Source organism: Azospirillum sp. UENF 112521, from assembly GCF_058780665.1.
This window is the reverse complement of sequence record NZ_JBSNCI010000007.1, coordinates 34,748-60,775: the sequence shown is the minus strand read 5'-3', so window position 1 is coordinate 60,775 and position 26,028 is coordinate 34,748. Positions and strand designations below refer to the sequence as shown.

Below are 26,028 nucleotides of genomic sequence, written 5' to 3'. Positions count from 1 at the left end.
ATTACAGGCCGATCAGCACGCTTTTGCTGCGGCGGTTGGCGAGATAGGCCTCGCGTCCCAGATCCTTGCCGATGCCGGAGCGCTTGTAGCCGCCGGTCGGCAGGATGTGGTCGCGCGAACGGCCATAGCGGTTGACCCACACCGTTCCGGCCTGGAGCCGCCGGGTCAGCCGGAGGGCCCGCGACAGGTCGCGGGTGTAGAGGCCGGCGGCCAGCCCATAGGTGGGATGGTCGGCCAACGCCATCGCCTCCTCCTCGCTGTCGAAGCTCTGCACCGTCAGCACCGGGCCGAAAATCTCCTCCACCACGGCGGGGGAGGTCTGTTCGACCCCGGCCAGCAGGGTCGGCGCGTAGAAATACCCCTCCGCGTCCATCGGGCAGCCGCCGGTCAGGCACTCCACCGCCCCGGTCAGCGACGCCGAGACGATGGAATGGATGCGGGCGCGCTGCCGTTCGGAGATGATAGGGGAATAGCGCGTCTCCGCGTCCCAGGTCGGGCCGGGGCGGACGGCGCGCATATGGCCCAGGATCCGTTCGACCAACGGTTCGGCCGCGCCGGCCTCGACCAGCAGGCGGGACCCGGCGACGCAGGCCTGTCCGGCGTTGGACAGGACGCTGGTGGCGATGGCCGCCGCCGCCTTGTCGAGGTCGGCGTCGGCGAAAACGATTTGCGGGCTCTTCCCGCCCAGTTCCAGCGTCATCGGCTTGACGCCGCTGCGGGCGATGTCGGCCATGATCGCCGAGCCCGCCGCCGTCGATCCGGTGAAGCTGACCTTGGCGATGCCGGGATGACGGGTGATGGCTGCGCCGGTGGTCGGGCCGTCGCCCTGGACGATGTTGATCAGCCCGGCGGGAACCCCCGCCTTCACCGCCAGCTGCGCCAGCAGGACGGTGGAGAAGGGCGTCATCTCCGACGGCTTCAGCACCACCGCGTTGCCGGCGGCCAGCGCGGGGCCGAGCTTCCAGCCCGCCATCGACAGCGGGAAGTTCCACGGCGTGATGGCGCCGACGACGCCGTAGGGCTCCGTCATCACCATGCCGAGGCTGCCGTCGTCGGTGGGGACGAGGTCGCCGCCCTCCTTGTCGGCGAATTCGGCGAAGAAGCGGATCTGCTCGGCGGTGACCGCCACGTCGCCGGCCACCAGCTGGCCGACCGGGCGGGTGGAGGACAGCGCCTCCACCTTCGCCAGGGTCTCCGCCTCCTCCTCGATCAGGGCGGCCCAGCGCTGGAGCACGGATGTGCGCTCCCGCGGGCGCAGGCCGCCCCAATTGCTGGATTTCAGCGCCGCCTGCGCGGTCGCGACCGCCTGGTCGACGAGGTCGGCCGAGGCGACCGGGCAGTCGGCATAGGCCCGGCCGTCCGATGGGCGGTGCATCGGCAGCCGGGGCAGCCCGTCCTCCGCCGGGATCAGGCGGTCACCGATGAAATGACCGTTCGGCAGCGGCAGGCGGTCCGGATCGAAGGACAGGCTCATGACGGCCCCTCAGGCGATGGTGACGTAGATCTTGCGGACCGTCTCGATGGTCTTCCACACGCCGGTGAAGCCCGGCTTCATGACGAAGCTGTCGCCCGCCCGGTAGACCACCGGCTCGCCGGCGTCCGGGGTGATTTCGACCACGCCGGACAGGATGTGGCAGAACTCGAAGGTCTCGCCCTTGATCGACCGGGTTTCGCCCGGCGTGGCTTCCCAGACGCCGGTCTTGACCGTGTCGTCCTTGGCGGCGTCCTGCGCCCAGGTCTTGAAGGCGGGCGATCCGGCGATCAGCCGGTCCGGCATCGGGGTCGATTCACGCGGGGCGAAGGTCGGGGCGGTGTCGATGGTCTTCAGCAGCGACATGAGAACTTCCTTGATCGATGAGCGGCCGTGCCGCGGGAGGGGTGTCGGGCAGCCGTGTCAGTAGCCGCGCCGCCGGTCGACCAGACCGACCGGGTCCTGCCCAGCGAAATGCCGGCGCAGATTGGCGATGACCGCCTGGGCGGCGCTTTCCGGCTGGGTGATGCTGGCGATGTGCGGGGTCAGCACGATGTCGGGATGGGTCCAGAAGGGATGGTCGGCCGGCAGCGGCTCGGGCTCGGTCACATCGACCATCGCGGCGGACAGGTGGCCCGTGTCGAGCGCGTCCAGCAGGGCGGCATGGTCCAGCTGCGGACCGCGCCCGGTGTGGATCAGCGCAGCCCCCTTTGGCAGCTTCGCCAGCAGATGCTTGTCGAGGAAGCCGCGGGTGTCGGGCGTCAGCGGCAGCAGGACGATCAGGATGTCGGTTTCGCCCAGCATCCTGTCGAGCCCGTCCGCGCCATGATGGCAGGTCACACCGTCGAGTTCGCGTGGCGAGCGGCTCCATCCCGACAGCGGGAAGCCGAAGGGTTTCAGCCGCTCCAGCACCGCCTGCGCCAGCACCCCCAGCCCGAGCACGCCGATCCGGCGCTGTGCCGCCTGCGGCTGGGGCAGGGGGCGCCAGAGGCAGTCCCTCTGCTGCGCACGGTAGGCCGGCATCTGGCGATGCAGGGTCAGCACGGCCAGTGTGGCGTATTCCTGCATCATGCGGACGATGCCGTCATCCACCATGCGGACGACCTTCACATGGTCGGGCAGGGCGGTCATGGTGAACTGGTCGACCCCGGCGCCGATGGAGAAGACGATCTCCAGATTGCGGTAGCGGGCTAGGTTCGCCGGGATGGTCCAGGTGATCAGGTAGCGCACCGCATCCGGATCGACGCTGGCCGGGTCCATCGAAAAGGGGAGATCCGGCAGCGCGCGGGCGAAGGCCTCTGCGAAGATCGCGCCGCGCACGGCATCCGAATTGAACAGGAAGGTCATTGGAACCCTTTTGGCGGTGCGCAGAAGGCGATGCGTGGCCGATGCCGGCGGCGGTCAGAGACGGCAGCGCTGGCCCAGCGCCTCGATCATCGACTGGCAGGCGTGCAGCTCCTCGACGAGGATGTGCTCGTTGGGACGGTGGGCCCGCGCGATGTCGCCGGGGCCGCAGATGATCGCGTCGATCCCGGCGGTCTGGTACAGGCCGGCCTCCGTGCCATAGCTGACGGCCGCCTGCGGTTCCCGGCCGGTCAGCTCCTCCAGCAGACGGGCAAGCGGCGAGCGGGCGGCCAGGAACAGGGCGGGATAGGCGCTGGTCTGCGTCCAGTCGACGGCGAAGCCGCGCTCCTCCAGCCGCAGCGCCGCCTCGCGCACCGGCTCCAGCAGGGCGACGGGATCGACCCCGGCGATGGCGCGGGCCTCGAATTCGGCGGTGCAGCTGTCGGGGATGACGTTCACCGCCAGCCCGCCCTGGAGGGTGCCGGCCTGAAGCGAGGAATAAGGCGGCTCGAAGACCGAATCCAGCGGGCCTTCGCTCAGGCGGCCGGCCTGGGCGACGGCGGCGGTCAGCGCGTCGGCCATGGCATGGATGGCGTTCAGCCCCTGGTCGGGGCGGGAGGAATGGCCGGACCGCCCGCGGACGGTCAGCCGCGCCGACGCCTTGCCCTTGTGGGCGCGGACGGCGCGCAGGCCGCTCGGCTCCCCGACGATGACGCCCAGCGGCGGTGCGCACAAATCGGGCAGATGCGGCAGAAGATGCGGCGCGCCCTGGCAGCCGGCCTCCTCGTCGTAGGTGAAGGCCAGATGGATCGGCCGGGCGAGCGGGGCGGCGGTCAGGGCCGGCAATGCCGCCAGCGCCGCCGCGATGAAGCCCTTCATGTCCGAGGTGCCGCGCCCGTAAAGCCGGTTGCCGTCGGTGCGCAGCCGGAACGGGTCGCCAGTCCATTCGGGTTCGGTGGCGGGCACCACGTCCATGTGGCCGGACAGCACATAGCCCGGAACCATCGCCGGGCCGATGGTGGCGAACAGGTTGAAGCGGTCGCCCTCCGGTCCCGGCAGAACCCGGACGCGGACGCCTGCGGCCTCCAGAATGCCGCGGATGCCGTCGACGATGGCGCCGTTGGGGGTTCCGACGACGGAGGGAAAGGCGATCAGATCCTTCAGGATGTCGGTCACGGTCATGACGGCTTCACCTTGTCCCCATGCTGCGCGCCGTGTGGCGCGGGGAGTCGTTGCGGGTTCGCTGCTGTGTTGCGGAGAGGGGCGCCGGCGTGGCGGCGGTGGCAGCTACGATCTTATCCGGCCGCCGCTCCATTCCGTGCCGAATGCATGGGCGATTTGGTTGATTGTTGTGCCGACCCGGTGCTTTGCGGTGAATTGTGCGGCGGCTGCTCCGGTAATCTCGGGGAGCGCTGGATGGTACAGGCGTGCCGGTTGACCCAAGGGAGCACTGCCTGACGTTATGAAAAATTCGGGGAGGAGCAAGCGTTGAGCGAGAGCGGCATAGAGGACGGGGCGTTACCGGGCTCCCTGACCGTCGACGCCTTCGACATGCGGGTGGCCGACATCGCCGACATCGACCTTGAGCGCCTGCACGCGCTGTCGATCTCGGTCGGCTGGCCGCATCGCGCGGAGGACTGGCAGTTCGTACGCGAGGTCGGGCACGGCTTCGTCGCTCTCGACGAGATCGACCGTGTCCTGGCATCGGCGATGTGGTTTCCCCACGGCGACGATTTCGCGACCATCGGCATGGTCATGACCTCGCCCCGGCTGCAAGCGCTGGGTGTCGGCGACTGGTTGATGAAGCGGGTGCTGTCGGCGTCGGCGGGACGGACCTACCGGCTCAACGCCACCCGTGCGGCGCTGGCGCTCTACCGCTCGCTCGGCTTCATCGGCCACCGGACCGTGTTCCAGTGCCAGGGAGAGGCGCGCAGGAGCGACCGTGCCGCGCCGATGCCCGCTTCCGCGCAGGCGGTGCGGCGGCTGGAGGCGGCGGATCTCGCGGCGGTGACGGCGCTGGACGAACGTGCCTTCGGACTCTCGCGGGCCGGGCTGATGGCGCGGCTGTTCGAACAGTCGGTCGGCTATGGCCTGGAGCGCGACGGCGCCCTGGTGGCTTTCGCCCTCTGCCGCCCCTTCGGCCGCGGGCATGTCGTCGGTCCGGCGGTCGCCGGGACGGACGAGGATGCGATTGCCGTGGTCCAGCCCCATGTGGACGAACATGACGGCCGTTTCCTGCGCTTGGACACCCATCTGGACGAAGGGCCCTTCCCGCTGTTCGTCGCCCGGTCGGGTTTGCGGATTCACGACACGGTGCTGACCATGTCGCTGGGCGCGCCGCTGACCGATCCGTCGACGCGGGCGCCGGACCGTCCCGTCACCTATGCGCTCGCCACCCAGGCCCTGGGTTGAGCCGCCACCCGCTTCATGAACAAGGATGCGCCGATCATGCCGGGACAGACGCCGGACCCCTCCGCCGGCTCTCACTCCGACTCCGTGCCCGAACCGGTCCCCGACCCTTTTCCCGTTTCATCCTCGTCCGGCAACGGCGCCGGGATCATGCTCCGGCTGGTGTCGGCCGGGCTGTTCGTCGTGATGTCGCTGTTCGTCCGGCTGGCGTCGGCCGAGGCGCCGGTCGGGCAGATCGTTTTCTTCCGCAGCGCCTTCGCGATCCCACCGATCATCGCCTATCTGATGTGGCGCCGGCAGTTTCCGTCGGCCCTTCGGACGCGGCAGCCGGTCGGGCACCTGAAGCGCAATTTCTATGGCGGCATGGCGATGGTGCTCTCCTTCGTCTCGCTGGCCTATCTGCCGCTGGCGCTGGCGACCGCGCTGGGCTTCCTGGCTCCGCTGCTCGCAGTGCCGGCCGCCATGCTGTTCCTGCGTGAACGGCCGGGTGCCGTGGCCATCGGCGCAGCGCTGGTCGGCTTCGCCGGCGTGGTGCTGATGCTGGTGCCGGCCTTTGAAGGGCCGACGCCGGACCACGGCACCCTCATCGGGGTTGCGGCCGGGCTGGCGATGGCATTCGCCACCGCGGCGGGCCGGGTCCAGATCAAGACGCTGACCGCGACCGAGGCGCCGGGGACCATCGCCTTCTACTTCGCCCTCCTGTGCGCGCTCGGCGGTCTGGCGAGCTGGCCGTTCGGCTGGGTCACCCCCAGCGGGCTGTCCCTGGCCTGCCTGATCGGGGCGGGCATCTCCGGCGGGCTGGCGCACATCACCATGACGGAAGCGATGGCCCGCGCGTCGGTGTCGACCCAGGCGCCCTTCGACTACACCGCCATGCTGTGGGCGCTGATCCTCGATGCGGCGATCTTCGGCGTGCTGCCGTCGCCGGTCAGCCTTGCCGGCGCCTTCGTCATCGCCGCCTCGGCCCTGGTGATCCCCCTGGCTGGCCGGTTCCATGCCCGGTCCGCCGCTCTGGACCCCGCCCGCTGAGAAGCGGGCGGGTGCGGCCCTGTCAGGCTTGTGCCACCTGAACGGCAGCGGATTGGAAACGGCCGATGCGGAAGTCGTGCAGCGGCGTTTCGCTGTGCCCGGTGGCGATGATCTCCGCCATCACGTCGCCGACGCCGGGGCCGAGCTGGAAGCCGTGGCCGCTGAAGCCGAAGGCGTGGAACAGTCCGGGCGTCGTCGCCGATGCCCCCATGACCGGCAGCCTGTCGGCGACGTAGCCCTCGCAGCCCGACCAGGTGCGGATCACCGTGACGTCGGCCAGCGCCGGCAGCAGCCGGACCAGGGCACGCAACTGTCCGGGCAGCCGTGCCGGATCGGCCCTGGCATGGCCGGGATCGAGCGCCACCGGCACCCGCTCGGCCCCACCGCCGAAGACGATGTTGCCGCGTTCCACCTGACGAAGATAACCGTCCCCGCCGGCGCGCGACCACATGCCGACCACCGGCAGGATCCGGTGCGGCAGCGGTTCGGTCACGCCCATCTGCGGCCCATAGGCCGCCATCGGCACGCTTTCGCCGAAGCGGGCGGCGATGGTCGCGCCCCAGGCCCCGGCGGCGTTCAGCAGGCACTCCGCGGTGAAGCGGCCCCGATGCGTCGCGGCTTCGAAGCCCGACGCGGTGGCGGAGACGTCCACCGGCCCGCACTCCTCGACGATCTCCGCCCCCAGACGGCGGGCGGCGTCGGCGAAGGCGGGGGCGATCAGGCGGGGGTTGCCGCTGCCGTCCTGCGGCGAGAAGGACGCGGCGATGGCGCCCGGCCCCAGGCCGGGGAAGCGGCGGCGGATCTCCGGCGGCGACAGCTCGTCCAACTCCAGCCCCCAGGGCCGCGCGTCGGCGATGTAGCGGCGCATGTCGGCCAACCCGTCCTCGTCGAACACCAGCCGCAGATGGCCGGTGGCGCGGAACTCGACATCCCGCCCCAGCAGCCGCTCCGCCTCCCCCCACAGCGCGCGCGAGCGGTGGGCGAGCGGCAGTTGCGGCAGATAGCGCCCGGTGCGGCGGATGTTGCCGAAGGACGCCACCGTGGCGCCGGTGCCGACGCGGTTGCGCTCCAGCAGCGTGACGGACAGGCCGCGCCGGGCCAGGAAAAAGGCGGCGGCCGATCCGATCAATCCGCCGCCCAGCACGATAACCCTCATCGACCTCTCCCGCATGCGGGCGGACATGGCTCCGCCCCACCGGTCAGGCTGCCGGGCATGGCCGGGCGGGTCAAAGACCGGTTCGGCAGGATCCCATAAGGCCGGGCTATGGGAGTGCCGGCTTGTGGAGCGCAATGCATAAGCCCGCCTTATGTGTGTGCATTCAATGGGTCTTGGATCGCCCCAGGCCCGCCATGTCAGCTTTTCCCCCGGATCGGACACAGACTGACTTGTCGGGAGGAGCGGAGATGGACGGTGGCATGGGTGAGGCCGACTGGAAGGTCGGCGTCGACATCGGCGGGACATTCATCGATTTCTGCGCGCTGGAGACCCGGTCGGGGCGGGTGGCCTCGCTGAAGGTGCTGACGACGCCGGACGATCCCGGCGCGGAGCTGATGACGGGCCTGACCCTGCTGGCCGAGCGCGAGGGGCTGGACCCGCGCGCCGTCACCCGCTTCGTGCATGGCACGACGGTGGGCATGAACACGGTGATCCAGCGCAAGGGCGCGCCGCTGGCGCTGCTGACCAATGCGGGGTTCGAGGATGTGATCGAACTCGCCCGGCTGCGCATGCCGGACACCTATTCGCTGTTCTGTTCTCGCCCCGACCAGCTGGTCGCCCGCGACATGGTCTTCGGCATTCCCGCCCGGCTGCGCTCAGACGGGACGGAACGGCAGGCCCCCGACATGGCGGCCGTCGCCGATGCCGTCGCCGCCGTCAAGGCCAAGGGAGCGATGGGCGTGGTCGTCTCCTTCCTGCATTCCTGGCGCGACGATGCCCACGAAACCGCGGTGAAGCAGGAGGTCGCCCGGCTGGCTCCGGAGCTGTTCGTCTTCACCTCCGCCGAGGTCTGGCCGGTGATCCGCGAATATGAGCGGACGACGACCGCGATCCTGAACGCCTATGTCCATCCCCGGATTTCCGGCTACCTCTCGGCGCTGGAAGGGCGTCTGGCCGGGCGCGGGGTGCCGGCCCGCCCGCTGCTGACCAAGTCCAACGGCGGCGTGATGAACGCGGCGGAGGGCAAGCGGGCCTGCGTCCACATGCTGCTGTCCGGTGCCGCCTCCGGGGTGAACGGGGCGGCGTGGCTGGCCCGGCAGGCGGGGGAGCCGCGCATCCTGACGCTCGACATCGGCGGCACCTCGGCCGATTTCGCCCTGATCGTCGACGGTCAGGCCCAGTTCGGCGTCGGCGAGATGATCGGCGAGTTCCCGCTGCACATCCCGTCGGTGTCGGTCAGCTCCATCGGCATCGGCGGCGGGTCGATTGCCAGCGTCGACGGGCAGGGCGTGCTGCGCGTCGGGCCGGACTCCGCCGGTTCGACGCCGGGTCCGGCCTGCTATGGCCGTGGCGGCGAGTGGGCGACGGTGACCGACGCGATGGTGGTGTGCGGCTGGCTCGGCCACAGCCAGATGGCCTACGGGCAGCTGCGGATGGATGCCGGCCTCGCCCGTGCCGCCGTCAAGCGGCTGGCCGACGAGCTGTTCCGCTCGGTGGAGGCGACCGCCCAGGCGATCCTCGACGTCGCGGTGTCGGAGATGTTCGCGGAGGTCGAGAAGATGGCGGCACGGGCCGGCGTCGATGTGCGGGACTTTGCGCTGATGCCCTTCGGCGGCGGCGGTCCGATGCTGGGCGTGTTCCTGGCGCGCGAGCTGGGGATGCCGCGCGTCGTGGCTCCGCGCTGGCCGGGCGTGGTGTCGGCGCTGGGCGGTCTGGTCGCCGACCTGCGCGGCGATTTCGTCCGCACCCTGTTCGCCGACCTTTCTCCCGGCCTGATGCCGGCGCTGCGCGAAGCCTTCGCCGCGATGGGCAGGGAAGGGCGCGACTGGCTGGCGGCGCAAGGCCATTCGGGTGCCGCCGAGCTGAGGATCGTCGCCGACATGCGCTATGCCGGCCAGAGCTACGAGATCGAGACGGCGCTGAATCCCGAATGGCTGGACGGCAGCAATCCGGGCGCAATCGCCGACGCCTTCCACGCGGCGCATGCCCGGCTTTACGATTTCCACGACCCCGATGGGCGGATCGAGATCGTCAACCTGCGCCTGTCCGCCATCGGCAACGGCCCGGCCCTGCAGTTCCCGACCGCGCCGGAGGAACCGCATCCTGCCTCGGCGGAGCGCAGCGTGCCGGTCTTCACCGGCGGCGTCATGACTCCGGTCGGGCTGTACAGGCGCGCGGACTTGCAGGCCGGCGCCCGGTTCGAGGGACCGGCCATCGTCGCACAGGAGGACACCACCTTCGCCATCCCGGCCGGGACCGCGGCCCGCGTCGATGCGCATCTCAACCTCCACCTGACCTTTGCGGAGTGACCGCCGTGTTCGACAAGATGAAGCTTCAGGTGCTGGCGAACCACGCGCGGTCGGCGGCCGAGAACATGGCCCACACGCTCCAGCGCACCGCCCACTCCGCCTTCGTCAAGGAGACGGAGGATTTCACCGTCATGCTGCTGAACCGCCGGGGCGAGACCTTCGGCGTGCCGATGGAGCTGGGGGCGACCTGGTATCCCGGCCTGACCTATGGCCGCGCCATCGCCATGATCGATGACTACCGGCCCGGCGACGTCGCTTTCACCAACGACCCCTATTCCGGCTTCGTCGCCACCCACGCCCCCGACACCCATCTGTGGAAGCCGGTTTTCTATGACGGGGAGATCATTGCCTGGACCGGCGGGCACATCCACAACACCGACATGGGCGGCGCCGTCCCGGCCTCGCTGTCGCGGGCGCTGACCGAAATCCACCAGGAGGGCATCCGCTTTCCGCCGATGAAGCTGGTCCGCGACGGGGTGTTCGACGAGCAGATCCTGCGGATCATGATCACCAACGTCCGCAAGCCCGACCTGAACATCGGCGACATCAAGGCGCTGGTCGGCGCGCTCAACACCGGGGAGCGCAAGATCCTCGCCATGGTGGAGAAGTTCGGCAAGACCGCCTTCCTCGACGGCGTCGACGCCCTGCTCGACCATGCCGAGGCGCAGGCGCGAGACATCCTGCGGGCGATGCCCGACGGGCGGTGGGAGTTCGCCGACTATGCCGACGAGGATTCGGTCAACGCCAACCCCTGCCGCCTGAAGCTGACCCTGACGATCCGGGGTGACGAGGCGGTGCTGGACTTCACCGGTTCGGACCCGCAGCTGGCGTCCTCGCTCAACGTGCCGTCGGGCGGCGATCCCCGCCACACCATCCTGCTGGTCGGCGTCTATTACGTCCTCTACACCCTCGATCCGAAAATCCTGCTGAACACCGGTCTGACCCGGCCCTTCACCTGCATCACCCCGGAAGGGACGGTGCTGAACCCGTCCTTCCCGGCGGCGGTGGGGATGCGGTCGCTGACCTGTGCGCGGCTGCGCTCCGTCATCTTCGGTGCCTTTTCTCAGGCGGTGCCGGAGCGGCTTCCGGCGGCCCCGGCCGGCAACAACTGCATCGTCAACGTGATGACCACCGACGAGCGGACCGGCAACCGCATCATCGCTGCGGTGAACCCGGTGGTCGGCGGCGGCGGCGGCATGCCGCACCGCGACGGCACCAACGGGTCGGGCGCCGACGCCGCCTATCTGAAGAACACGCCCATCGAGATCACCGAGATGGAAACCCCGGTGGAGTTCGTCCGCTACGGGCTGGCAGCCGACAGCGGTGGGGCCGGGCGCTGGCGCGGCGGTCTCGCCACCCACATGGCCTTCCGCGTCTTCTCCCCCGACACCCGGATCACCGCGCGCAACCGCGACCGCGGCTTCTTCCGCCCCTGGGGCGTGCTGGGCGGCCGGGCGGCCGGGCTGTCGGACATGGTGGTCAATCCCGGCAGGCCGGGCGAAAAGCGGCTGGGCAACATCGACACGGCGGTGCTGCAGCCGGGCGACGTGCTGGATATCCGTTCGGCCGGCGGCGGCGGCCGGGGCGACCCGTTCACGCGCGAATCCTGGCGGGTGGCCCAGGACGTGGCGCGCGGCTATGTCTCGGTGGAGGCGGCGGAGCGGGAGTATGGCGTCGTCATCCGCGACGGCGTGCTCGACCCGCAAGCCACCGACCAGCTGCGGGCGGACCGGCCGGCACCCGCCGGGCATTTCCATTTCGGACCGGAGCGCGAGGGCTACGAGCGGCAATGGACGCCGGACGCCTACGAGTTCCTGACGCGCACCCTCGCCGGCCTGCCGATCCACTGGCGCTTCTTCGCCAAGACGGAAATCTTCAGCCGCATGGCCGGCCGTGATGGTGCCGGCGGGGTTGAAGCCGCGCTGGCCGAGGTCTACGCCCGCTTCCCCGAAATGCCTCCCTCGAAGGCACTGGTCCGCGAGGCGGCGGAATGAGCGGGACGGCGGGGGGCCGGCTGGTCAGGCTGGCCGAGACGGGACGCGCCCCGGTCCGCTTCCTGCTGGATGGCGTGGAGCGTGTGGCGCTTGCCGGCGATACGGTGCTGACGGCGATCCTCACCAACGCCCCGGCGCTGCGGCAGGCGGAGTTCGGGCCGGAGCGGCGCGCTGGCTTCTGCCTGATGGGGGCTTGCCAGGATTGCTGGATCTGGCAGGAGCAGGGTGCCCGCATCCGCGCCTGCTCAACGCCGCTGGCCGAGGGCATGCGGCTGCTGACCCGGACGCGGGAGGATTGGCCATGACCGGGTTGGCTATGACGGAACCGAACCAGCCGCGCGTCGTGATCGTGGGGGCCGGGCCGGCCGGGATTCGGGCGGCGGAAACGCTGGCGGAGGCCGGTCTGCGCCCGACCGTGATCGATGAGGGGGCAAAGGCCGGCGGGCAGATCTACCGCCGTCCGCCCGACGGATTCACCCGCCCGCCCGGGCTGCTCTATGGCTCGCAGGCCGGCAAGGCGGTGGCGCTGCACGCCGCCTTCGACGGGCTGGCGGCGGCGGGCCGCATCGTCCATCTGCCGCGCCATTCCGTCGTTGCGCTTGCCGGCGGTGTGCTGCACGCGGTCGGTGACGGCGGAAGCCGCCGGATCGGCTACGACCGGCTGATCCTGGCGACCGGGGCGACCGACCGTCTGGCTCCGGTGCCGGGCTGGCAGGCTCCCGGCGTCTACAGTCTGGGCGCGATGCAGATCGCGCTGAAGGCCCAGGGCGTGGCGATGGGGCGGCGGATCGTGCTGGCCGGGTCGGGGCCGCTGCTGACGCTGCTGGCGACCCAATTGCTGAAGGCGGGGGCAGAGGTCGCCGCGGTCCTCGACACCGCCGGCCTGCGCGGCCAGATCGCCGCCGTCCCCGACCTCGCCGTCCGCCCGTCCTTCGCCCTGCAAGGGCTGACGATGCGGGCGCGGCTTGGGCGGCTCTACCATGCCGGCGTCGTTCTGGAGGGGATCGAGGCGACGGATAGCGGGGTAACGGACGGCGGGGTGACGGCGGTCCGCTGGATGGATGCCGGCGGACGGTCCCGGCGGACGGCCTGTGATGCTGCCGGGCTGGGCTGGCATCTGAAGGCGGAAACCCAGCTTGCCGATCTTGCCGGCTGCCGGTTCGCCTACGATCCGACCTGGGCACAGTGGCTGCCCAGCACCGACCGCATGGGCCGGGCAGGGGAGGGCGTCTATCTGGCCGGCGACGGCCTGCGCCTGCTGGGGGCCGACGGTGCGGAGGTCGCCGGCCGTCTTGCCGCGGCGGCTTGCCTGTCCGATCTGGGGCTGTCCGACCCGAAGCCGGCCATTGCGGCCGACCTGAAGCGCCTCGACCGGCTGGAGCGCTTCGCCCGCGGCATCGCCCGTGCCTTCCCCTGGCCGGCGGATCGGGTGCGGGCAATCCCCGACGACACCGTGCTGTGCCGCTGCGAGGGGATCACCGCCGGTTCGGTGCGCGGGACGGCGGCCTATGGCGGGGCGGAGGCCAACCGGGTGAAGTCGCTGGGCCGTGCCGGGATGGGGCGCTGCCAGGGCCGCTATTGCCAGCTGGCCGCGGCCGACCTGATCGCCGCTTCCGGCGGGCTTGCGCATGCCGGAGAGGTGGGGCGCCTGCGTGCGCAAGCCCCCGTCCGGCCGGCGCCCGTCCGCGCGTTGCTGGAGGAGGAGTGAGCGGCAGGTGATCAGGGCGGCGGTGGGTGCAGCCGCGTGTCCAGGGCAAACCGTTCCTGCGAGCGCATCCCGTACGCTCCCGCCGCCGGAGATGCGGCGAACAGAAGGTTCCAGCTGTGCGGGGACACAGCACTCGGGATCAGGACGAATTTGTGCCCAGTCAGCAGGGCATCGCCGAACTGCTGCTGGCCGACGCTGGGGATGCCGGGACGGAGCCAGTTCGGGTTGGGCAGGTCGGCCGGGGTGACCACATGGACGGCGGCGGGGTCCGTGACGGTCAGCGCCGTCAGCACATGGGGCACCGTGTCCAACGCCTTGAAGCCCTTGTGCACCGCGACCTCCAGGATAGCGGTTGCCGGGTCGAGAGAGCAGTAGACGGCGCGGACCCCCTTGCTGTTCCAGCGCCCGCCGAAGCGGTAGGCCCCTTCGCCGCTGTCCCAGCTCGTGCGGAAGGGCTCCGGGTCGAGACGCCACGCGACCAGCTCGGTGCCGCCCAGCGCCGCCGGCAAGGGTGTCACGTGTAGACCCCGGAAGCCATCCGCCCCAGGTAATCCTCGACCATCTCGACCCCGGCGGGGGTGTCCAGCAGGTCCAGCGGACGGTTGTCGTCCAGCCCGATGGCCGGACGTTCCAGCCACTGCTCGGCCTCCTCCTGCGAGCCGAAGACCTCGGAGGCCTGGGCCAGGATCTCGGCCAGCTTCCAGGTCCGGCCACCCTGCTCGGGGCTGAGCGGCTTGTCCGGCGCGCCCTTGCGGCGCTGGTAGGTGCGCACGCTCATCCCCACGGCGGACTCGATGCTCGCCGGCTTGAGGACGCGCAGGTGGGTCACGAGATGGTAGAGCGCGCCGCCCGGCAGGCCGGTCTTGATGGCGTTGTGGGCATCCAGCTGCGTCACCACCGGGCGCTTGAACACCCGCGGACCGCCCAGCAGATCGGTGACCCGCTGATAGGGTCCTGTCTCCCCCCGTCCCATGTGGGATCCGGCCGTGGGCATCGCGTCCTCCGTCACGTGTCGTCCCAAATGTGACACGTGACGTGAAGGGATTCAAGCGGCGGCCCCTTTCGGCGGCGGAACCTCGCGGTCCGGTTCCGCAAATGGACTTCCCAGCATGGAGGTGTTGTGATCCAAGTTCCTGGACGGGGCGTCGCGGCGGCTGCCGTTTTGGTCTGCCCGACGCTCATGGATGAGCGGAAGAGTGGGGAAAACCGATGTTGGCCGGAGGCGACCGTGAAGCGCAGCGTTGAGAACGCGGAGCATTACAACTGGGGGGACCGCTGCGACGGATGGGTGCTTTCCCCCTCCCCGGACATGATGGTCATTGAGGAGCGGATGCCGGCCGGAACGGCGGAGCGCAGGCATGTCCATGGCAAGGCGCGCCAGTTCTTCTACGTGCTCTCCGGCGAACTGACGATGGAGCTGGAAGGAACCCGCCATCTGATCACAGCGATGTCCGGGATCGAGATTCCGCCGGGAAACCGCCATCAGGCCCGGAACGACAGCGGCGCGGACGTGCATTTTCTCGTCGTGTCGTCCCCGACGACACGGGGCGACCGAACCGACCTCGACGGCTGAGCCGCGCTCTCAGCGCCGGTAGGCCGGCGCTGGCAGCGGCAATGGCGCCGGGTTCAATGCCACCCAGTCGACGGCGAGCGCACGAAGCCGGACGCTGTCGTCGCCGACCCCGGCCTTCGCCTCGGCGATCGTCCGGTTGGCCTCCGACAGCGCGGATTCGGGCAGGGGGGTGGCGGAGCGGATGTGGTGTAGGAAGGCATCGGCCATCTTGCGATACTCCGCATCCCAGTTGACGCCGCCGTTGCGTTCGAGTTCGTCGTTGATCCTGCCGGCGATGCGGATGACCTCGCCCTGCACGGTGTCCGCAGGACCGGCCGATGGCACCAGCAGGTCCCAAAGTTCCCGGTATCGGTCTTCCCAGCGGGCCGCCGTGGCGACGACAGGCGATCTGCCGTCATGCATCACGCGGCGCGGAACGGGCGTCACGCCGAACAGCGCATAGAGCCGGTCCAGCGCGGCACTGGTCGCCTCCACGTCGTCCGGATTGTATCCGGCGCGATGGAACTCGAACTGCGTGCCGATGCGCTCCACCAGGGCCGCGATCTCCGGCTTCGCCACGGTTCCTTCGTCATGGCCCTTGCCGAGGAGACGGCCGAGCAGGGATTTCGGCTTGGCCGTTGCCGTCCGGCGCTCGGCGGCCACCAGCAGTTGGGCGGCGGCTTCCACCCGCCTGATGTCGCTGTTGGCGCAGCGCCGCAACGCGTAGGCCAACGGCGTCAGGCCGCTCCCGTCGAGCGCGTCGACACGCGCGCCATGGGCCAGCAGCAGTTCGACCGCCCGCAGATTGCCGACCGCGGCCGCCTTGTGGAGCGGCGTGCCGCGCGTAGCCTCGCCGCTGTGCACGTCGGCGCCGAGATCCAGCAGAATTCCGATCCGGCCTTGCCAGTGGCCGGAGCGCGCATGAAGCGGGGTGTCGCCGTAGCTGTCGGGCGCGGAGACATCCGCGCCGTGCTCGACGAGCCAGCGGGCGAGCGCGTCGGGGCATTCGTTGAAGGCGAGGGCGGTCCGCTTGAACACGCCGCCGCGGGCATTCACGTCGCAGCCGTCGAAAACCGCCTTCAGCGCCTCGACGTCGCCCGTCCTGAGCAGGCTCTTGAAATCCTTCGGCAGCGTCTTTGGTTTCGCCTTCGCCACAGCAACTCTCTCGGATCTGAAGGAGGCCGGCAGGATGCCGACGCATCGGCCCTGCCGGCGACCGGCATAAGCCACCGCCTCGATGCAACACTTCCAAGGCGGATTATGTCAGAATCGAATGACTATGGCATGCGATGTGCTGATCGGCAGCTCGGTTTTATAGGTGATCTGCTTCAGAACCAGATTGGACCTGATGGTGGAAACGAACTCTATTTTCGACAGTTTGCTGGCGATCAGATGTTCCAGCTCTTCGACATCCCGGACGATCACGCGCAGAAGAAAATCGCAGTCGCCGGTCATCCAGTTGCATTCCATCACCTCGGGAATCCGCTCGACGGCATCCCGGAAATTTTCCAGCGCCGATTGCGGCTGCTTGTCGAGCTTGACCTGGATATAGGCGTTGATTTCCAGTCCCATCACCTTTGGATTCAGAAGGGTGACCCGCCGGTCGATGATGCCGGTCTGCTCCAGCTTCTTCACCCGTGTGAGGCAGGGCGAGGGGGAGAGATTGATCCTGCCGGCAAGCTCGACGTTCGTCAGGTTTGCGTCCTTTTGCAGCTCGCTGAGGATCTTGATGTCCGTTCGGTCGAGCGTCAACGTGTTCATCATGATGACTCCCTGTTGTGGTCTTGACGGCCTGTCCTGGAACCGAAGCGAAGAACGGCAGGAAATTCCGCGGAACAAACCTATTTGAGAGCAGCGCGCATTCCCTTCCGCCATTCGACTGTGCATGCGGCAGAGTGTATCCGAGCCCAACCAATGGCAGAATCTACGGGATTGCCATTTTATGTCGCGAAACTGTCAAACTCGGACCGAGGTCCGCTTCGGATAGCACGGAGGCCGCAACATTGCCGAAGAGTGCGCGGATTGGTGCGAAATGGCCGGAAGCCCCGGTGGCCGGCGATGCTCTCCCGATGGCGTGGGATCCCACCGGCCTGCGCATCAGCTTCACCGCTGAGGATCCCGACGAGTTTGCCCGGCCGCTGGTCTCCTTCCTTGTCCGGCGCAATGTGGATGACGACGAGCTGCCGATCCACCGGCACCGGAAAGGCCAGCTGGTGGTGGCGGCGGAAGGCTCGGTCATGTGCCGGACGCTCGACGGGCTTCGGATCGTCCCATCCAACGGTGCGGTCTGGATTCCGGGAGAGATTCCCCACAGCATTTCCATGTCGGACAAGGGCCGGTCATACTGCGTCTTCATCAATCCGGGGATTTCACCCCTGCCGGAGTCCTGCGCGACATTTTCGATCAGCCCGATGCTGCGCGAGATGATCTTTCACCTGGCCAACCTGCCGCCGCTCTATCCCTTGGAGGGTCCGACGAGCCGTCTGGTCCAGGTCATCCTGGACGAGCTTGCACAGATGAAGGCGGAGCCGCTCCACTTCCCGGTTTCCAACCATCCCAGGATCCAGCGCATCGCCGCCCAATTGCTGGAGGCGCCGGACGATCGCAGGACCATCCGGGACTGGGCGGCAACAGTCGCCATGAGCGAGCGCACGCTGGCCCGGCTCATCCAGAAACAGACGGGAATGTCGTTCGGCCGCTGGCGACAGCAACTCCACATCGTGATCGCCGTCCAACGGATGTCGATGGGCGCCACCGTGCAGGCGATCTCCCAGGAGCTGGGATACGATTCCCCGAGCGCGTTCACCGCCATGTTCAGGAAACACATGGGGCAACCTCCGCGCCGGTATTTGCAGGATCGGGCCGAAGGCACGACGAACTGACGCCGCGTCGCCCTTCCCATGCCGGCTCTCATGCCGACGGCCCTCGATCCCGGCAAGCAGGATCGAGGGCCGTCGGCATGTTCGGGGACCGGCATCGCGGCCCCCCGGGTGGCTACCGTTGCCTACCCTGTCAGCTGACGATGTCCTGCCTGATGCTCTTCCGCGCCGCCATGAAGGCCATCGCCGCCAGCACATAGACGAGCGACGTGCTGATCAGCGCCCAGCGGATGCCGTCGCCGGACCCCATCGACCGCGCGAGAAAATCGCTGATCAAACCGACCGACAGCGGTCCAAGGCCAAGCCCGATCAGATTGGCGAAGAACAGGAAGATGGCGGTGGCCGTCGCCCGGGTGCGCGGACGCACCAGGCTCTGCACCGCCGCGAAGATGGGGCCGTAGTAAACGGATTGCAGCAGCATCGGCAAACCCATCAGGCAAAGTGCCGCCGCGGTGTTCGAGGTGAGATAAGCCGCGAAAAGCGAGAAGGGCAGGCACAGGGCCGCGGCGGCCGGAATGGTCGCATAGGCGTTCAGGCTGCCGCGCGCCACCGCGCGATCCGTCGCCCGGCCGCCCAGCCAGGTGCCGGCGGCTCCGCAGATGCCGACGATCAGGCCCAGCACCGTACCGAGAAAGCCGGTTGGGCCCAATTGAATCCCGGTGAGATCGTGCAGCCTTGCCGCCAGGATGCCCAATCCTTCGGCGTGATTGCGCAGGAAGTGGGAGCTTTGAAAGGCAAGATTGCTGTAAATCCCGAAGCTCATGGCCATCATCGCGACCGTGAGCCAGATATAGGTCCGCTTCCCGCCGAGTTCGGTCAGCGCCTCCCTCAGTGTGGGCGTGCTTTGCGCCCCGCTGGCCGCAACGGAGGATGTCCGCGGCTCGGGCAGCGTGAAATAGGCCAACAGCCCGAGGGCGATGCCGGGCACCCCGACCAGCGCGAAGGAGGCGCGCCAGCCGAGGCTGTCCGCGATCAGGCCGCCGACCACCATGCCGACCAGCGAACCGGCCGGAATGCCCATGGAAAAGAAGGCCAGCGCCGAGGCCCGCTTCTCCCGTGTCGTGTAATCGCTGATCAGCGACTGGGATGCCGGCGTGCAGCCCGCCTCTCCGACACCGACGCCGACCCTGGCGAGGAACAGCTGGGTGAAATTCTGGGCCACGCCGCAGACCGCCGTGAACAGGCTCCAGGTGATCGCCGACAGCGCGACGATCCTGACCCGGTTCGCACGCTCCGCCCAGCGCGCGATCGGAAGCGCCAGCGTCGCGTAGAAGATGGCGAAGGACAGTCCGGTCAGGGATCCCAGCTGCCAGTCCATGAGACCGAGTTCGCGCTTTATCGGTTCCGCCAGGATGTTGACGATCTGACGGTCGACGAAGTTCAGCATGTAGACGAGGAACAGCATGGTCAGGGCATAGCGCCGATAGTGGATCGACATGCCCATCGGCTGCGGTTTCGGCTGCGGCACCGACACCGTGGTCGTTGCGTCGTCGGTCATACGGCAGTCTCCAACAAGACCGGGCACAGGGGGGCCGGGTCGGTTTCGGTCGGAACGCGGTGTCGGGAGGCATGGGGGACTGGATGCGGCCGGCAGACGGCTCGGCATGCGATCAGAGTTTGACGCCCGTGCTGATGAGAAAAACGTCACGGTCGGCGCGCGGGTCGTAGGGGCCGGCGAGGGTCGTCTGGCAGGTCAGGTTGAAGAGATAGCTGTCCTTGACCGTGCCATCGAGGGCGAGCCGGAGGATTCTGGCGCCCCTGATTGAACGCGCCGTCATAGGACGTCCCGTTGACATCGTGGGCGAAGGCGACGGACGGCTTGAGGGTCACCCCCGGCAGAATGTCCCGATAGCTCAGGCTTGCCTGAAGACGATAGCCCCACGAGAACGGCGTCACGAAGCCCTTGGTGGTGCAGGCCTTGGGATCGGCGCCGGCCGTGCAGACGCCGTTGTTGGGGCCGGTTCCAAAGATGTCGGACCGGCCATAGCGGCGGAAGTTGGGGTCCGGCAAATCGTGGACATATTTGGCGCCGACCTCGCCGCCGAGGGTCAGGGTGCCGCCGATCACGCTGCCGATGTCGCCCGACGCGGCGAACTGCCCCTGGGTGACGTGAAAGCGCTCGTAACCGGCGAACGCCCCGCCCCGGGGCACCAGGGCGAAATCCCGCGCCAGCACCCCGGTTTCGCTCACGGCCGCCTGCAAAAGATCGGGGGCGTTGAAGGCGAGCGGCTGATTGAATTTATGGTCGAGTTCGCCCGCGACCCGCAGTTTCATCGACGGAACGCTGGTGGCGAAGCTGCCGGACAGCATTCTGATGTTCTTGGGGTACTGGAAGCGATAGGCAGGATTCAAACCGTCCGGATCTCCCGGCAGGAAGATGGCGCCGCTCCGGCCGGTCCGGTCGGCCTCGACATAGCCGGTCCGCGCGTGGATGTTGGTGAAGTGGAGCGAAAACCTGGTGCCGATGTCCGGCACCAGATAGGAGCCGCCGATACCGAACTGGCCGGCATCGCCCGCCGTCCCGTCGCTGCCACGCTTCAGGAACCGCCCGGTCGCCAGCCCGTCGGCGGAAGACAGGGCATTGGACACCATGACCCTGTCGCACCCCGGCGAAGCGTAATCGGCGGTGGCGGCGAATGTTCCGCAACCGGGCTGCGTCGATGTCGCCGAGAGCAGCTGATAGAAGATTTCGAGGCTTGCGGCTGACGAGAGGTCGATTTTGCCCGACAGCGCCAGGAACGGTTTCGCTCCCTCCTGCGGCTGCAAGCCCGGCCGGGACAAGGCCGCGAAGTCGCGCGGGTTGATGTCGCGGAGGCCGCCGGGAATTGTGAAGGCCGGTCCCCAGTCGACGGTCTGCTGGCCCGCCTTGACGGAGACCGGGAGCCCGACGGCGGAGAACTGCCCCTTGACGTAGGCATCGGCAAGCGAGATGCCGCGGAACTTGGCGCCCTGCGAAAAGCCGCGGTCGGACAAGGGACCGCCGGCATAATCGTTCGGCAGGTTGCCCAGCGATACATGCCCCTCGGCAAGCGTGTGATCGTACCAGCCCTTCACGCGGGTGAAGACGCCCCAGCCGTCGGCGTTGTTGGCCTCGAACTCGACCAGCCCCTTGGCGACGGTGGAAACCGGGTCTCCCCTGCGATAGTTCAGGTTCCCGTCGTCGGAATTGACGCCGCCCGGCGCCGCATGGTCAAGCCGGAGCCGTGCGCCGTCACCGGCGGGAACCAGCGACGGGTCGATGGGACTGGCGCGGATGGCCGTTCCGACGGTGACCACGGCCCGGATGCCCCCCGACCAGTCTCCTTCCTTGAATTCCCAGGCATGGGCCGGCCAGGAGATCGACAAGGCGGCGAGGATCGCCGCGTTCCGGCGGATGCCGAGGCCTGTCCACCACGCGGCACGGGGTGCCGGCAGAGTTATGTCCCCCATCTTTGCTCCCTGCGAAGATTTATTGGAGTTGAGACAAGGAAGTCCGTCCCCGATCTCTTCGGACGGGCCAGGGTTCGGTCTTCCATTTTTCCTTGAAAGAACTCGGCATTGCCCCCGATGCAGGGCAATCGCATCCGAGGGTGGAGCGGCAAGGCTCCCCTTCGAATATCCCTCTCCCCTTGCGGAAGACAGAATTCGTCACCGGACAAAATAAAGAATGTGATGTTGGAAACGCCGAAAATCCGTCCTATTTGCTGGATTCAAAATGTTCGATTCGGCCGAACCTGCCCGAAGAGTAAATCAGCGGAGCCTTGTTCTGATTGTGGGTCTGGCCGACAACAGCACCGATCATGATGGTATGGGTGGCGATTTCCACGCTGTCCTTCAGTCTGCAATCGAAGCTGCAAACGGATTGCAGAAGGACCGGAACCCCGGTAACCCCCTCGCCCCAGTCGGCGGGGGAGAAGCGGGAGGCGCCCTTGCTGCCGTCCAGCGCCGCGAAGCGTTCCGCCAACTGGATCTGATCGGCGGACAGGACGTTCCAGGAAAAGGCGCCGGTCCGGAGAATGACGTCGTGGGCCTCGGCACTGCGGTTGATGCAGGCGAGAACCATCGGCGGATCGACGCACAGGGAAACCGCGGCGGTGACGGTCAGGCCGCGTCTGTCGTCACCCCGGCCCGACGCCACGATCGACACCGATCCCACAATGGCCCGCAATGCATTTTTGAAAACTGCCGTCTCCACATGTTCCGCAACGGAAAAATCTTGTCCTGACATGGCGAACCTCACGCAAGGCAGTTGAAGGACATGCTGCCGGTACAGCGGGATCGGCCGTCCGGCAATTGTGTGGACGCTGCGCTACGGGGCAGGGGGCATCGGCAGCATCCGGTGCTCCACGATGTTCAGCCCATAACCCCGGAGCGCCACCGGGACATGCTGCGAGTTGGACAGCAGGATCATGTCGTGAATGCCGAGATCCGCGAGGACCTGGGCGCCGACGCCATAATTGCGCAGTTCCGCCTTGTCGACGTACGGCTCCCCCGCCTTCACCCGGAGAAGCTGCGAGAGCGGCACATCGCGGTTGAACAGCACGATCACGCCCCTGCCTTCGGCGGCGATCTCCTGCATGGAGCGGGCGACGATGTCGCCGCGGTCGCCGGTCTGGCCGAGCACGTCCGACAGGATGTCCAGCGCGTGCATGCGCACCAGGGTCGGCCTGTCGTCGATCACGCCTTTCACCAGCGCAATCGCTTCCGTCTCGATTGCCTTGATGCGGAAGGTGATGGCGCTCCACTCGCCGCCCCATCGGCTGTCGAACTTCGTGGTGACGACACGCTCGACCTCGTGATCGTGGCGGCGGCGGAAGGCGATCAGGTCGCGGATCGTGCCGATCTTGAGCGCATGCCGCTGGGCGAAGGCAACGAGATCGTCGAGGCGGGCCATCGTCCCGTCTTCCTTCATGATCTCGCAGATCACGCCCGACGGGTTGAGGCCGGCAAGGCGCGCCACGTCCACCGCCGCCTCGGTATGTCCGGCACGGACCAGCACGCCGCCGGGCCGTGCAACCAGGGGAAATATGTGGCCCGGCGAGACGATATGGTCCGGCCCCCTGGCCGCGTCGATGGCCACCGCCACCGTCCGCGCGCGGTCCGCCGCGGAGATGCCGGTGGACACCCCCTCGCGCGCCTCGATGGAAACGGTGAAGGCCGTCCGGTGGCGGGTGCCGTTCTCCGCGCTCATCAATCTGAGGCCGAGCTGGTCGACCCGCTCCTTGCCGAGCGCCAGACAGATCAGGCCCCTGCCATGCGACGCCATGAAGTTGATCGCCTCGGGCGTCGCCATCTGCGCCGGGATCACCAGATCGCCCTCGTTCTCCCGATCCTCGTCATCGACGAGGATGAACATTCGGCCGTTGCGGGCCTCTTCGATGATCTCCGCCGTCGAGGACAGGAATGGATGGCGTGGGGGGCAGGGCAGCATCGTCATGATCTTCCTCCGATCACCGCATCACAGGTTGGACAGCGCCTGACGGATCAGCGAATCCTCGGAGTCGTCGTAGAGCGAATCGATCAGCGCCGCGTACCGCTCGTTCAGCACCTTGCGCCGCTTTTTCCGGGTCGCCGTCATGACGCCGTTTTCCGCCGACAGCTCTTCGGGAAGGATGCGGAACGACTTTATCTGCTCGACGGGCGCCAGCCTCTGGTTCGCCTTGGCGACTTCCCCTTCGATCAGGTGGATGACCGCTTCCGACGAACAGAAATCCGCGTAGTCGGCGATCGTTTCATTCCGCCCCTTCACCCAGTCGGTCATCGCGATGCGGTCGACCTCGATCAGCGCCACGAGGTATTTCCGCCCGTCGCCGCAGACCGCGGCCTCCGAGATGTAGGGGCTTCGCCGCAGCTCGTTCTCGATCTGCGCCGGACTGATCGACTTGCCGCCGGAGGTGTTGATGATCTCCTTTTTCCGGTCGATGATCGCCAGCTGGCCATCGGGCCGGACCTCGACGATATCGCCGGTGTGGAGCCATCCGTCGCGCAGAGCCTCCAGCGTGTCGTCGGGCTTGTTCAGGTAGCCCGTGAACAGGCCGGGTCCCGTCACCAGCATTTCGCCGTCGCCGGCGATCCTCGTCTTCCAGCGCGGATCGGCAATCGGAACGCCGATGGTGCCGGGCTTCGACCAGTCCCGCATCTGCCCGGTGTTCGCACCGACCAGTTCGGTCTGCCCATAGACCTCCTTGAGGTTCACCCCCCAGGTCTGCCACAGCTTCACGACGTCCGGCGGCATCGGCGCGGAGGCGGTGTAGGGGTATCTCAGCTGATCGAGCCCGATCTCGGCCAGGAGCGGCAGGAAGACCCGGTCGCGGCAGGTCGCGAAAAGCGCCTGGAGAAAGGGATCGTCCGGTTCGTCCGCCTGCCGGTCAGCCAGCGCCTTCTGGGCGATGGACATCGCGAAGCGGTAGGATTTCCTGCCGACCGTGGCCGACGCATTGATCCTGCTGACCAGTTCGGCGGCATAGCGCTGATAGAAGCGCGGCGGCGCCATCCAATAGGTCGGCCTCACGTCGCGGATCGTCGTCGCGAAATCCGCTCCGGTCTCGCCGAAATAGGGCGTGACCTCGCTGATGAGAGGCAGAACGATGCCCTGCCCGAGCCCGACGACATGGGAGAGGGGAAGATGGACGACCACCCGCTGGGGTTCGCGGAAAAGCGCCGGGCAAAAGCCTCGGGTGGTCATCAGCCCCTCGATCAGCGACCGGTGGGTGAGAATCGCGCCCTTGGGATTGCCGGTCGTGCCGGAGGTGTAGACGATGCTGGCATTGTCTTCCGCCCGCGCCTTGCCGGCCTGCTCGTCGAGCAGCGACGCACAATCGGAGGACGACGAGGCGGAAAAGCGCGGCAGCGAGACGACGTTTTTCGACGACTGAACCGCCGGATCGAAGACCACGATCTTCTTCAAGCTCTCCGCCTGCCGGCTGCGGAGAAGGACGGCGAGTTCCTTCTCTCCGGCGACGAAGGCGAATTTGCTTCCCGAATCCTCCAGGAAATATTCCACCTCCTCGGTCGAAGAGGTGAAATAGATCCCGACCGCCACGCCGCCGGCGCAGACCGTCGCCATGTAGGCGACCACCCAGTCCTGCGAGATGTCGCCCATGATGGCGACATGGTCCCCCTTCTCCAGACCATGATCGAGAAGGGCACGCGAAAGTGCCGCAACGTCCCTGGAATATTCACCCCAGGTCGTGGCGTGCCACGTGCCGGCACGCTTCTGGAAGAACGCCACGGCCTCGCCCCTGCCGTCCCGGCGGTCGCGCAGCAGCGCCGGCAGCGTCCCGTCCTCATGCGCGGTCAGCGGAGGGTCGATGGCGGATGAGGCAATCGTGGACGGGGCAATGGGGGGCAGGACGGGCAGGAAAACGGAATGCGGCCCGCCCATCTCAATGTCCGCCTTCTGCAAAGCGCTTGCGCTTCTCGCGGAAGGCGGCGACGGCCTCCTTGCGCTCCGGGCTGTGGAAGGTGAGCATCTCGAGCGCGCCGGCGGTGTCGAGATTCAGGTGCACCTGCTCCTTGATCAGCGTGTTGACGGCGTATTTGGTCCAGACGATGGCGTCGCGGGGACCGGATGCCAGCATCTCGGCATAGCGGACCGCATGCTCGACCACGGTTCCTTCCGGCACGACCCTGTTGATCATGCCGGCCGCCGCCGCGTCCTCCGCCGAAATGAAGTCCCCGGTCATCAGGTAATGCTTGGCCCGCACCGGCCCCAGAAGCAGCGGCCAGATCACAGCACCGCCGTCGCCGGCGACGACGCCGGCCGTCACATGGGTGTCGGCGAAGCGGGCCGCGGGCTCGGCGAAGACGACGTCGCAGAACAGGGCGAGCGTGGCACCCAGCCCGACGGCAACGCCGTTGACCGCGGCGATGAGCGGGCATTCCAGTTCGAGCATGTTGCGGATGAGATGACGCCCGGAACGGGTCGGCGAAATCGGCCCGAGATCGTCGTCGAGCGCATTCTGATCGCCGCCGGAGCAGAAGCCGCGACCGGCACCGGTCAGGACGACGGCCTTGACCGCCCGGTCGTTGTCGAGGTCCACGAACAGCTCTTCCAGCGCGGCATGCATCGGCCAGTCGATGGCGTTGAGGATTTCCGGCCGGTTCAGGGTGACGATGGCCACGCCGCTCGCGCGCTTCTCGACGAGCAGGCCCCTATAGGTCTTGTCGGTCATGGGAGGCTCTCTTCAGATCGGTCG

The 26,028-nt window shown here is 68.2% G+C and carries 23 protein-coding genes; 8 read left to right on the top strand and 15 right to left on the bottom strand.

The window, feature by feature from the left end:
* Position 1 precedes the first annotated feature (1 nt).
* Genes ACWPN8_RS29015 through argE form a run of 4 tightly spaced genes read right to left on the bottom strand, consistent with a single transcriptional unit; the run spans position 2 to position 3,997 of the window.
* Positions 2–1,474 (bottom strand): aldehyde dehydrogenase family protein, encoded by a 1,473-nt coding sequence (locus tag ACWPN8_RS29015; protein WP_492243266.1) that lies wholly within the window; start codon positions 1,472–1,474, stop codon positions 2–4.
* A gap of 9 nt (positions 1,475–1,483) precedes the next feature.
* Entirely contained in the window at positions 1,484–1,837 is a 354-nt protein-coding gene (locus ACWPN8_RS29010; RefSeq protein ID WP_109049165.1) for a cupin domain-containing protein, read from the bottom strand.
* A 57-nt stretch (positions 1,838–1,894) separates the two neighbouring features.
* Positions 1,895–2,818, bottom strand: a complete 924-nt coding sequence (locus tag ACWPN8_RS29005; RefSeq protein WP_492243265.1) for a 2-hydroxyacid dehydrogenase — start codon at positions 2,816–2,818, stop codon at positions 1,895–1,897.
* Between the two features lie 54 nt (positions 2,819–2,872).
* Positions 2,873–3,997, bottom strand: a complete 1,125-nt coding sequence (argE, locus tag ACWPN8_RS29000) for an acetylornithine deacetylase (protein WP_109448851.1) — start codon at positions 3,995–3,997, stop codon at positions 2,873–2,875.
* A 306-nt stretch (positions 3,998–4,303) separates the two neighbouring features.
* Between argE and ACWPN8_RS28995 the strand changes: the two genes are divergently transcribed.
* Together ACWPN8_RS28995 and ACWPN8_RS28990 are read left to right on the top strand one after the other, a co-directional pair.
* Positions 4,304–5,227: a GNAT family N-acetyltransferase gene (locus ACWPN8_RS28995; protein WP_492243264.1), complete on the top strand. Its 924-nt coding sequence runs from the start codon at positions 4,304–4,306 to the stop codon at positions 5,225–5,227.
* A gap of 36 nt (positions 5,228–5,263) precedes the next feature.
* Positions 5,264–6,253 carry a DMT family transporter gene (locus ACWPN8_RS28990; RefSeq protein WP_109452994.1) on the top strand — a complete coding sequence of 330 codons (990 nt, stop codon included), beginning with the start codon at positions 5,264–5,266 and terminating at the stop codon, positions 6,251–6,253.
* 22 nt (positions 6,254–6,275) lie between these two features.
* On the opposite strand, the gene ACWPN8_RS28985 is transcribed toward ACWPN8_RS28990, so the two are convergent.
* Positions 6,276–7,409: an NAD(P)/FAD-dependent oxidoreductase gene (locus ACWPN8_RS28985; RefSeq protein ID WP_492243263.1), complete on the bottom strand. Its 1,134-nt coding sequence runs from the start codon at positions 7,407–7,409 to the stop codon at positions 6,276–6,278.
* Positions 7,410–7,657: 248 nt separating this feature from the next.
* On the opposite strand from ACWPN8_RS28985, the gene ACWPN8_RS28980 reads away from it, so the two are divergent.
* From ACWPN8_RS28980 to ACWPN8_RS28965, 4 genes are read left to right on the top strand one after another with little or no spacing between them, the layout of a single operon-like run.
* A complete protein-coding gene (locus tag ACWPN8_RS28980; protein WP_492243262.1) occupies positions 7,658–9,718 on the top strand; it encodes a hydantoinase/oxoprolinase family protein in 2,061 nt (686 codons plus the stop codon).
* A gap of 5 nt (positions 9,719–9,723) precedes the next feature.
* A complete protein-coding gene (locus ACWPN8_RS28975; protein WP_492243261.1) occupies positions 9,724–11,712 on the top strand; it encodes a hydantoinase B/oxoprolinase family protein in 1,989 nt (662 codons plus the stop codon).
* On the top strand, positions 11,709–12,017 hold the full coding sequence (locus ACWPN8_RS28970) for a (2Fe-2S)-binding protein (protein ID WP_109448845.1): 309 nt from the start codon (positions 11,709–11,711) through the stop codon (positions 12,015–12,017). Before ACWPN8_RS28975 ends, ACWPN8_RS28970 begins: the two co-directional genes overlap by 4 nt.
* Positions 12,014–13,420 (top strand): FAD/NAD(P)-dependent oxidoreductase, encoded by a 1,407-nt coding sequence (locus ACWPN8_RS28965; protein ID WP_492243260.1) that lies wholly within the window; start codon positions 12,014–12,016, stop codon positions 13,418–13,420. The genes ACWPN8_RS28970 and ACWPN8_RS28965 overlap by 4 nt, the downstream gene beginning before the upstream one ends.
* An 11-nt stretch (positions 13,421–13,431) precedes the next feature.
* Here the strand turns inward: ACWPN8_RS28965 and ACWPN8_RS28960 are convergent, their stop codons facing one another.
* Both ACWPN8_RS28960 and ACWPN8_RS28955 read right to left on the bottom strand, forming a co-directional pair.
* The gene (locus ACWPN8_RS28960) at positions 13,432–13,938 is read right to left on the bottom strand and encodes an RES family NAD+ phosphorylase (protein WP_492243259.1); all 507 of its coding nucleotides are present in this window, start codon (positions 13,936–13,938) and stop codon (positions 13,432–13,434) included.
* Positions 13,935–14,414, bottom strand: a complete 480-nt coding sequence (locus ACWPN8_RS28955) for an Xre family toxin-antitoxin system antitoxin (protein ID WP_109448839.1) — start codon at positions 14,412–14,414, stop codon at positions 13,935–13,937. Before ACWPN8_RS28955 ends, ACWPN8_RS28960 begins: the two co-directional genes overlap by 4 nt.
* Positions 14,415–14,648: 234 nt before the next feature.
* Between ACWPN8_RS28955 and ACWPN8_RS28950 the strand changes: the two genes are divergently transcribed.
* Entirely contained in the window at positions 14,649–14,993 is a 345-nt protein-coding gene (locus ACWPN8_RS28950; RefSeq protein WP_492243258.1) for a cupin domain-containing protein, read from the top strand.
* Positions 14,994–15,002: 9 nt separating this feature from the next.
* Here ACWPN8_RS28950 and ACWPN8_RS28945 read toward each other — a convergent pair whose 3' ends face one another.
* Together ACWPN8_RS28945 and ACWPN8_RS28940 are read right to left on the bottom strand one after the other, a co-directional pair.
* Entirely contained in the window at positions 15,003–16,127 is a 1,125-nt protein-coding gene (locus tag ACWPN8_RS28945; RefSeq protein ID WP_492243257.1) for an ankyrin repeat domain-containing protein, read from the bottom strand.
* Between the two features lie 108 nt (positions 16,128–16,235).
* Positions 16,236–16,736 (bottom strand): Lrp/AsnC family transcriptional regulator, encoded by a 501-nt coding sequence (locus tag ACWPN8_RS28940; protein ID WP_247873114.1) that lies wholly within the window; start codon positions 16,734–16,736, stop codon positions 16,236–16,238.
* 284 nt (positions 16,737–17,020) lie between these two features.
* On the opposite strand from ACWPN8_RS28940, the gene ACWPN8_RS28935 reads away from it, so the two are divergent.
* Positions 17,021–17,854 (top strand): helix-turn-helix domain-containing protein, encoded by an 834-nt coding sequence (locus ACWPN8_RS28935; protein ID WP_492243256.1) that lies wholly within the window; start codon positions 17,021–17,023, stop codon positions 17,852–17,854.
* A 130-nt stretch (positions 17,855–17,984) separates the two neighbouring features.
* Here ACWPN8_RS28935 and ACWPN8_RS28930 read toward each other — a convergent pair whose 3' ends face one another.
* The 6 genes from ACWPN8_RS28930 to ACWPN8_RS28905 form a co-directional block, all read right to left on the bottom strand.
* Entirely contained in the window at positions 17,985–19,349 is a 1,365-nt protein-coding gene (locus tag ACWPN8_RS28930; protein ID WP_492243255.1) for a spinster family MFS transporter, read from the bottom strand.
* A 146-nt stretch (positions 19,350–19,495) separates the two neighbouring features.
* On the bottom strand, positions 19,496–21,280 hold the full coding sequence (locus ACWPN8_RS28925; protein WP_492243254.1) for a DUF1302 domain-containing protein: 1,785 nt from the start codon (positions 21,278–21,280) through the stop codon (positions 19,496–19,498).
* Positions 21,281–21,527: 247 nt separating this feature from the next.
* Complete coding sequence (locus ACWPN8_RS28920) at positions 21,528–22,058, bottom strand: flavin reductase family protein (protein ID WP_492243253.1); 531 nt, start codon at positions 22,056–22,058, stop codon at positions 21,528–21,530.
* A gap of 81 nt (positions 22,059–22,139) precedes the next feature.
* Positions 22,140–23,267, bottom strand: coding sequence for a 3,4-dihydroxy-2-butanone-4-phosphate synthase (gene ribB / locus ACWPN8_RS28915; RefSeq protein WP_492243252.1), 1,128 nt, complete (start codon positions 23,265–23,267; stop codon positions 22,140–22,142).
* A 21-nt stretch (positions 23,268–23,288) separates the two neighbouring features.
* Positions 23,289–25,214, bottom strand: coding sequence for an AMP-dependent synthetase/ligase (locus tag ACWPN8_RS28910; protein WP_492243251.1), 1,926 nt, complete (start codon positions 25,212–25,214; stop codon positions 23,289–23,291).
* A 1-nt stretch (position 25,215) separates the two neighbouring features.
* Positions 25,216–26,004 carry an enoyl-CoA hydratase/isomerase family protein gene (locus ACWPN8_RS28905; RefSeq protein WP_492243250.1) on the bottom strand — a complete coding sequence of 263 codons (789 nt, stop codon included), beginning with the start codon at positions 26,002–26,004 and terminating at the stop codon, positions 25,216–25,218.
* Positions 26,005–26,028: the final 24 nt, after the last annotated feature.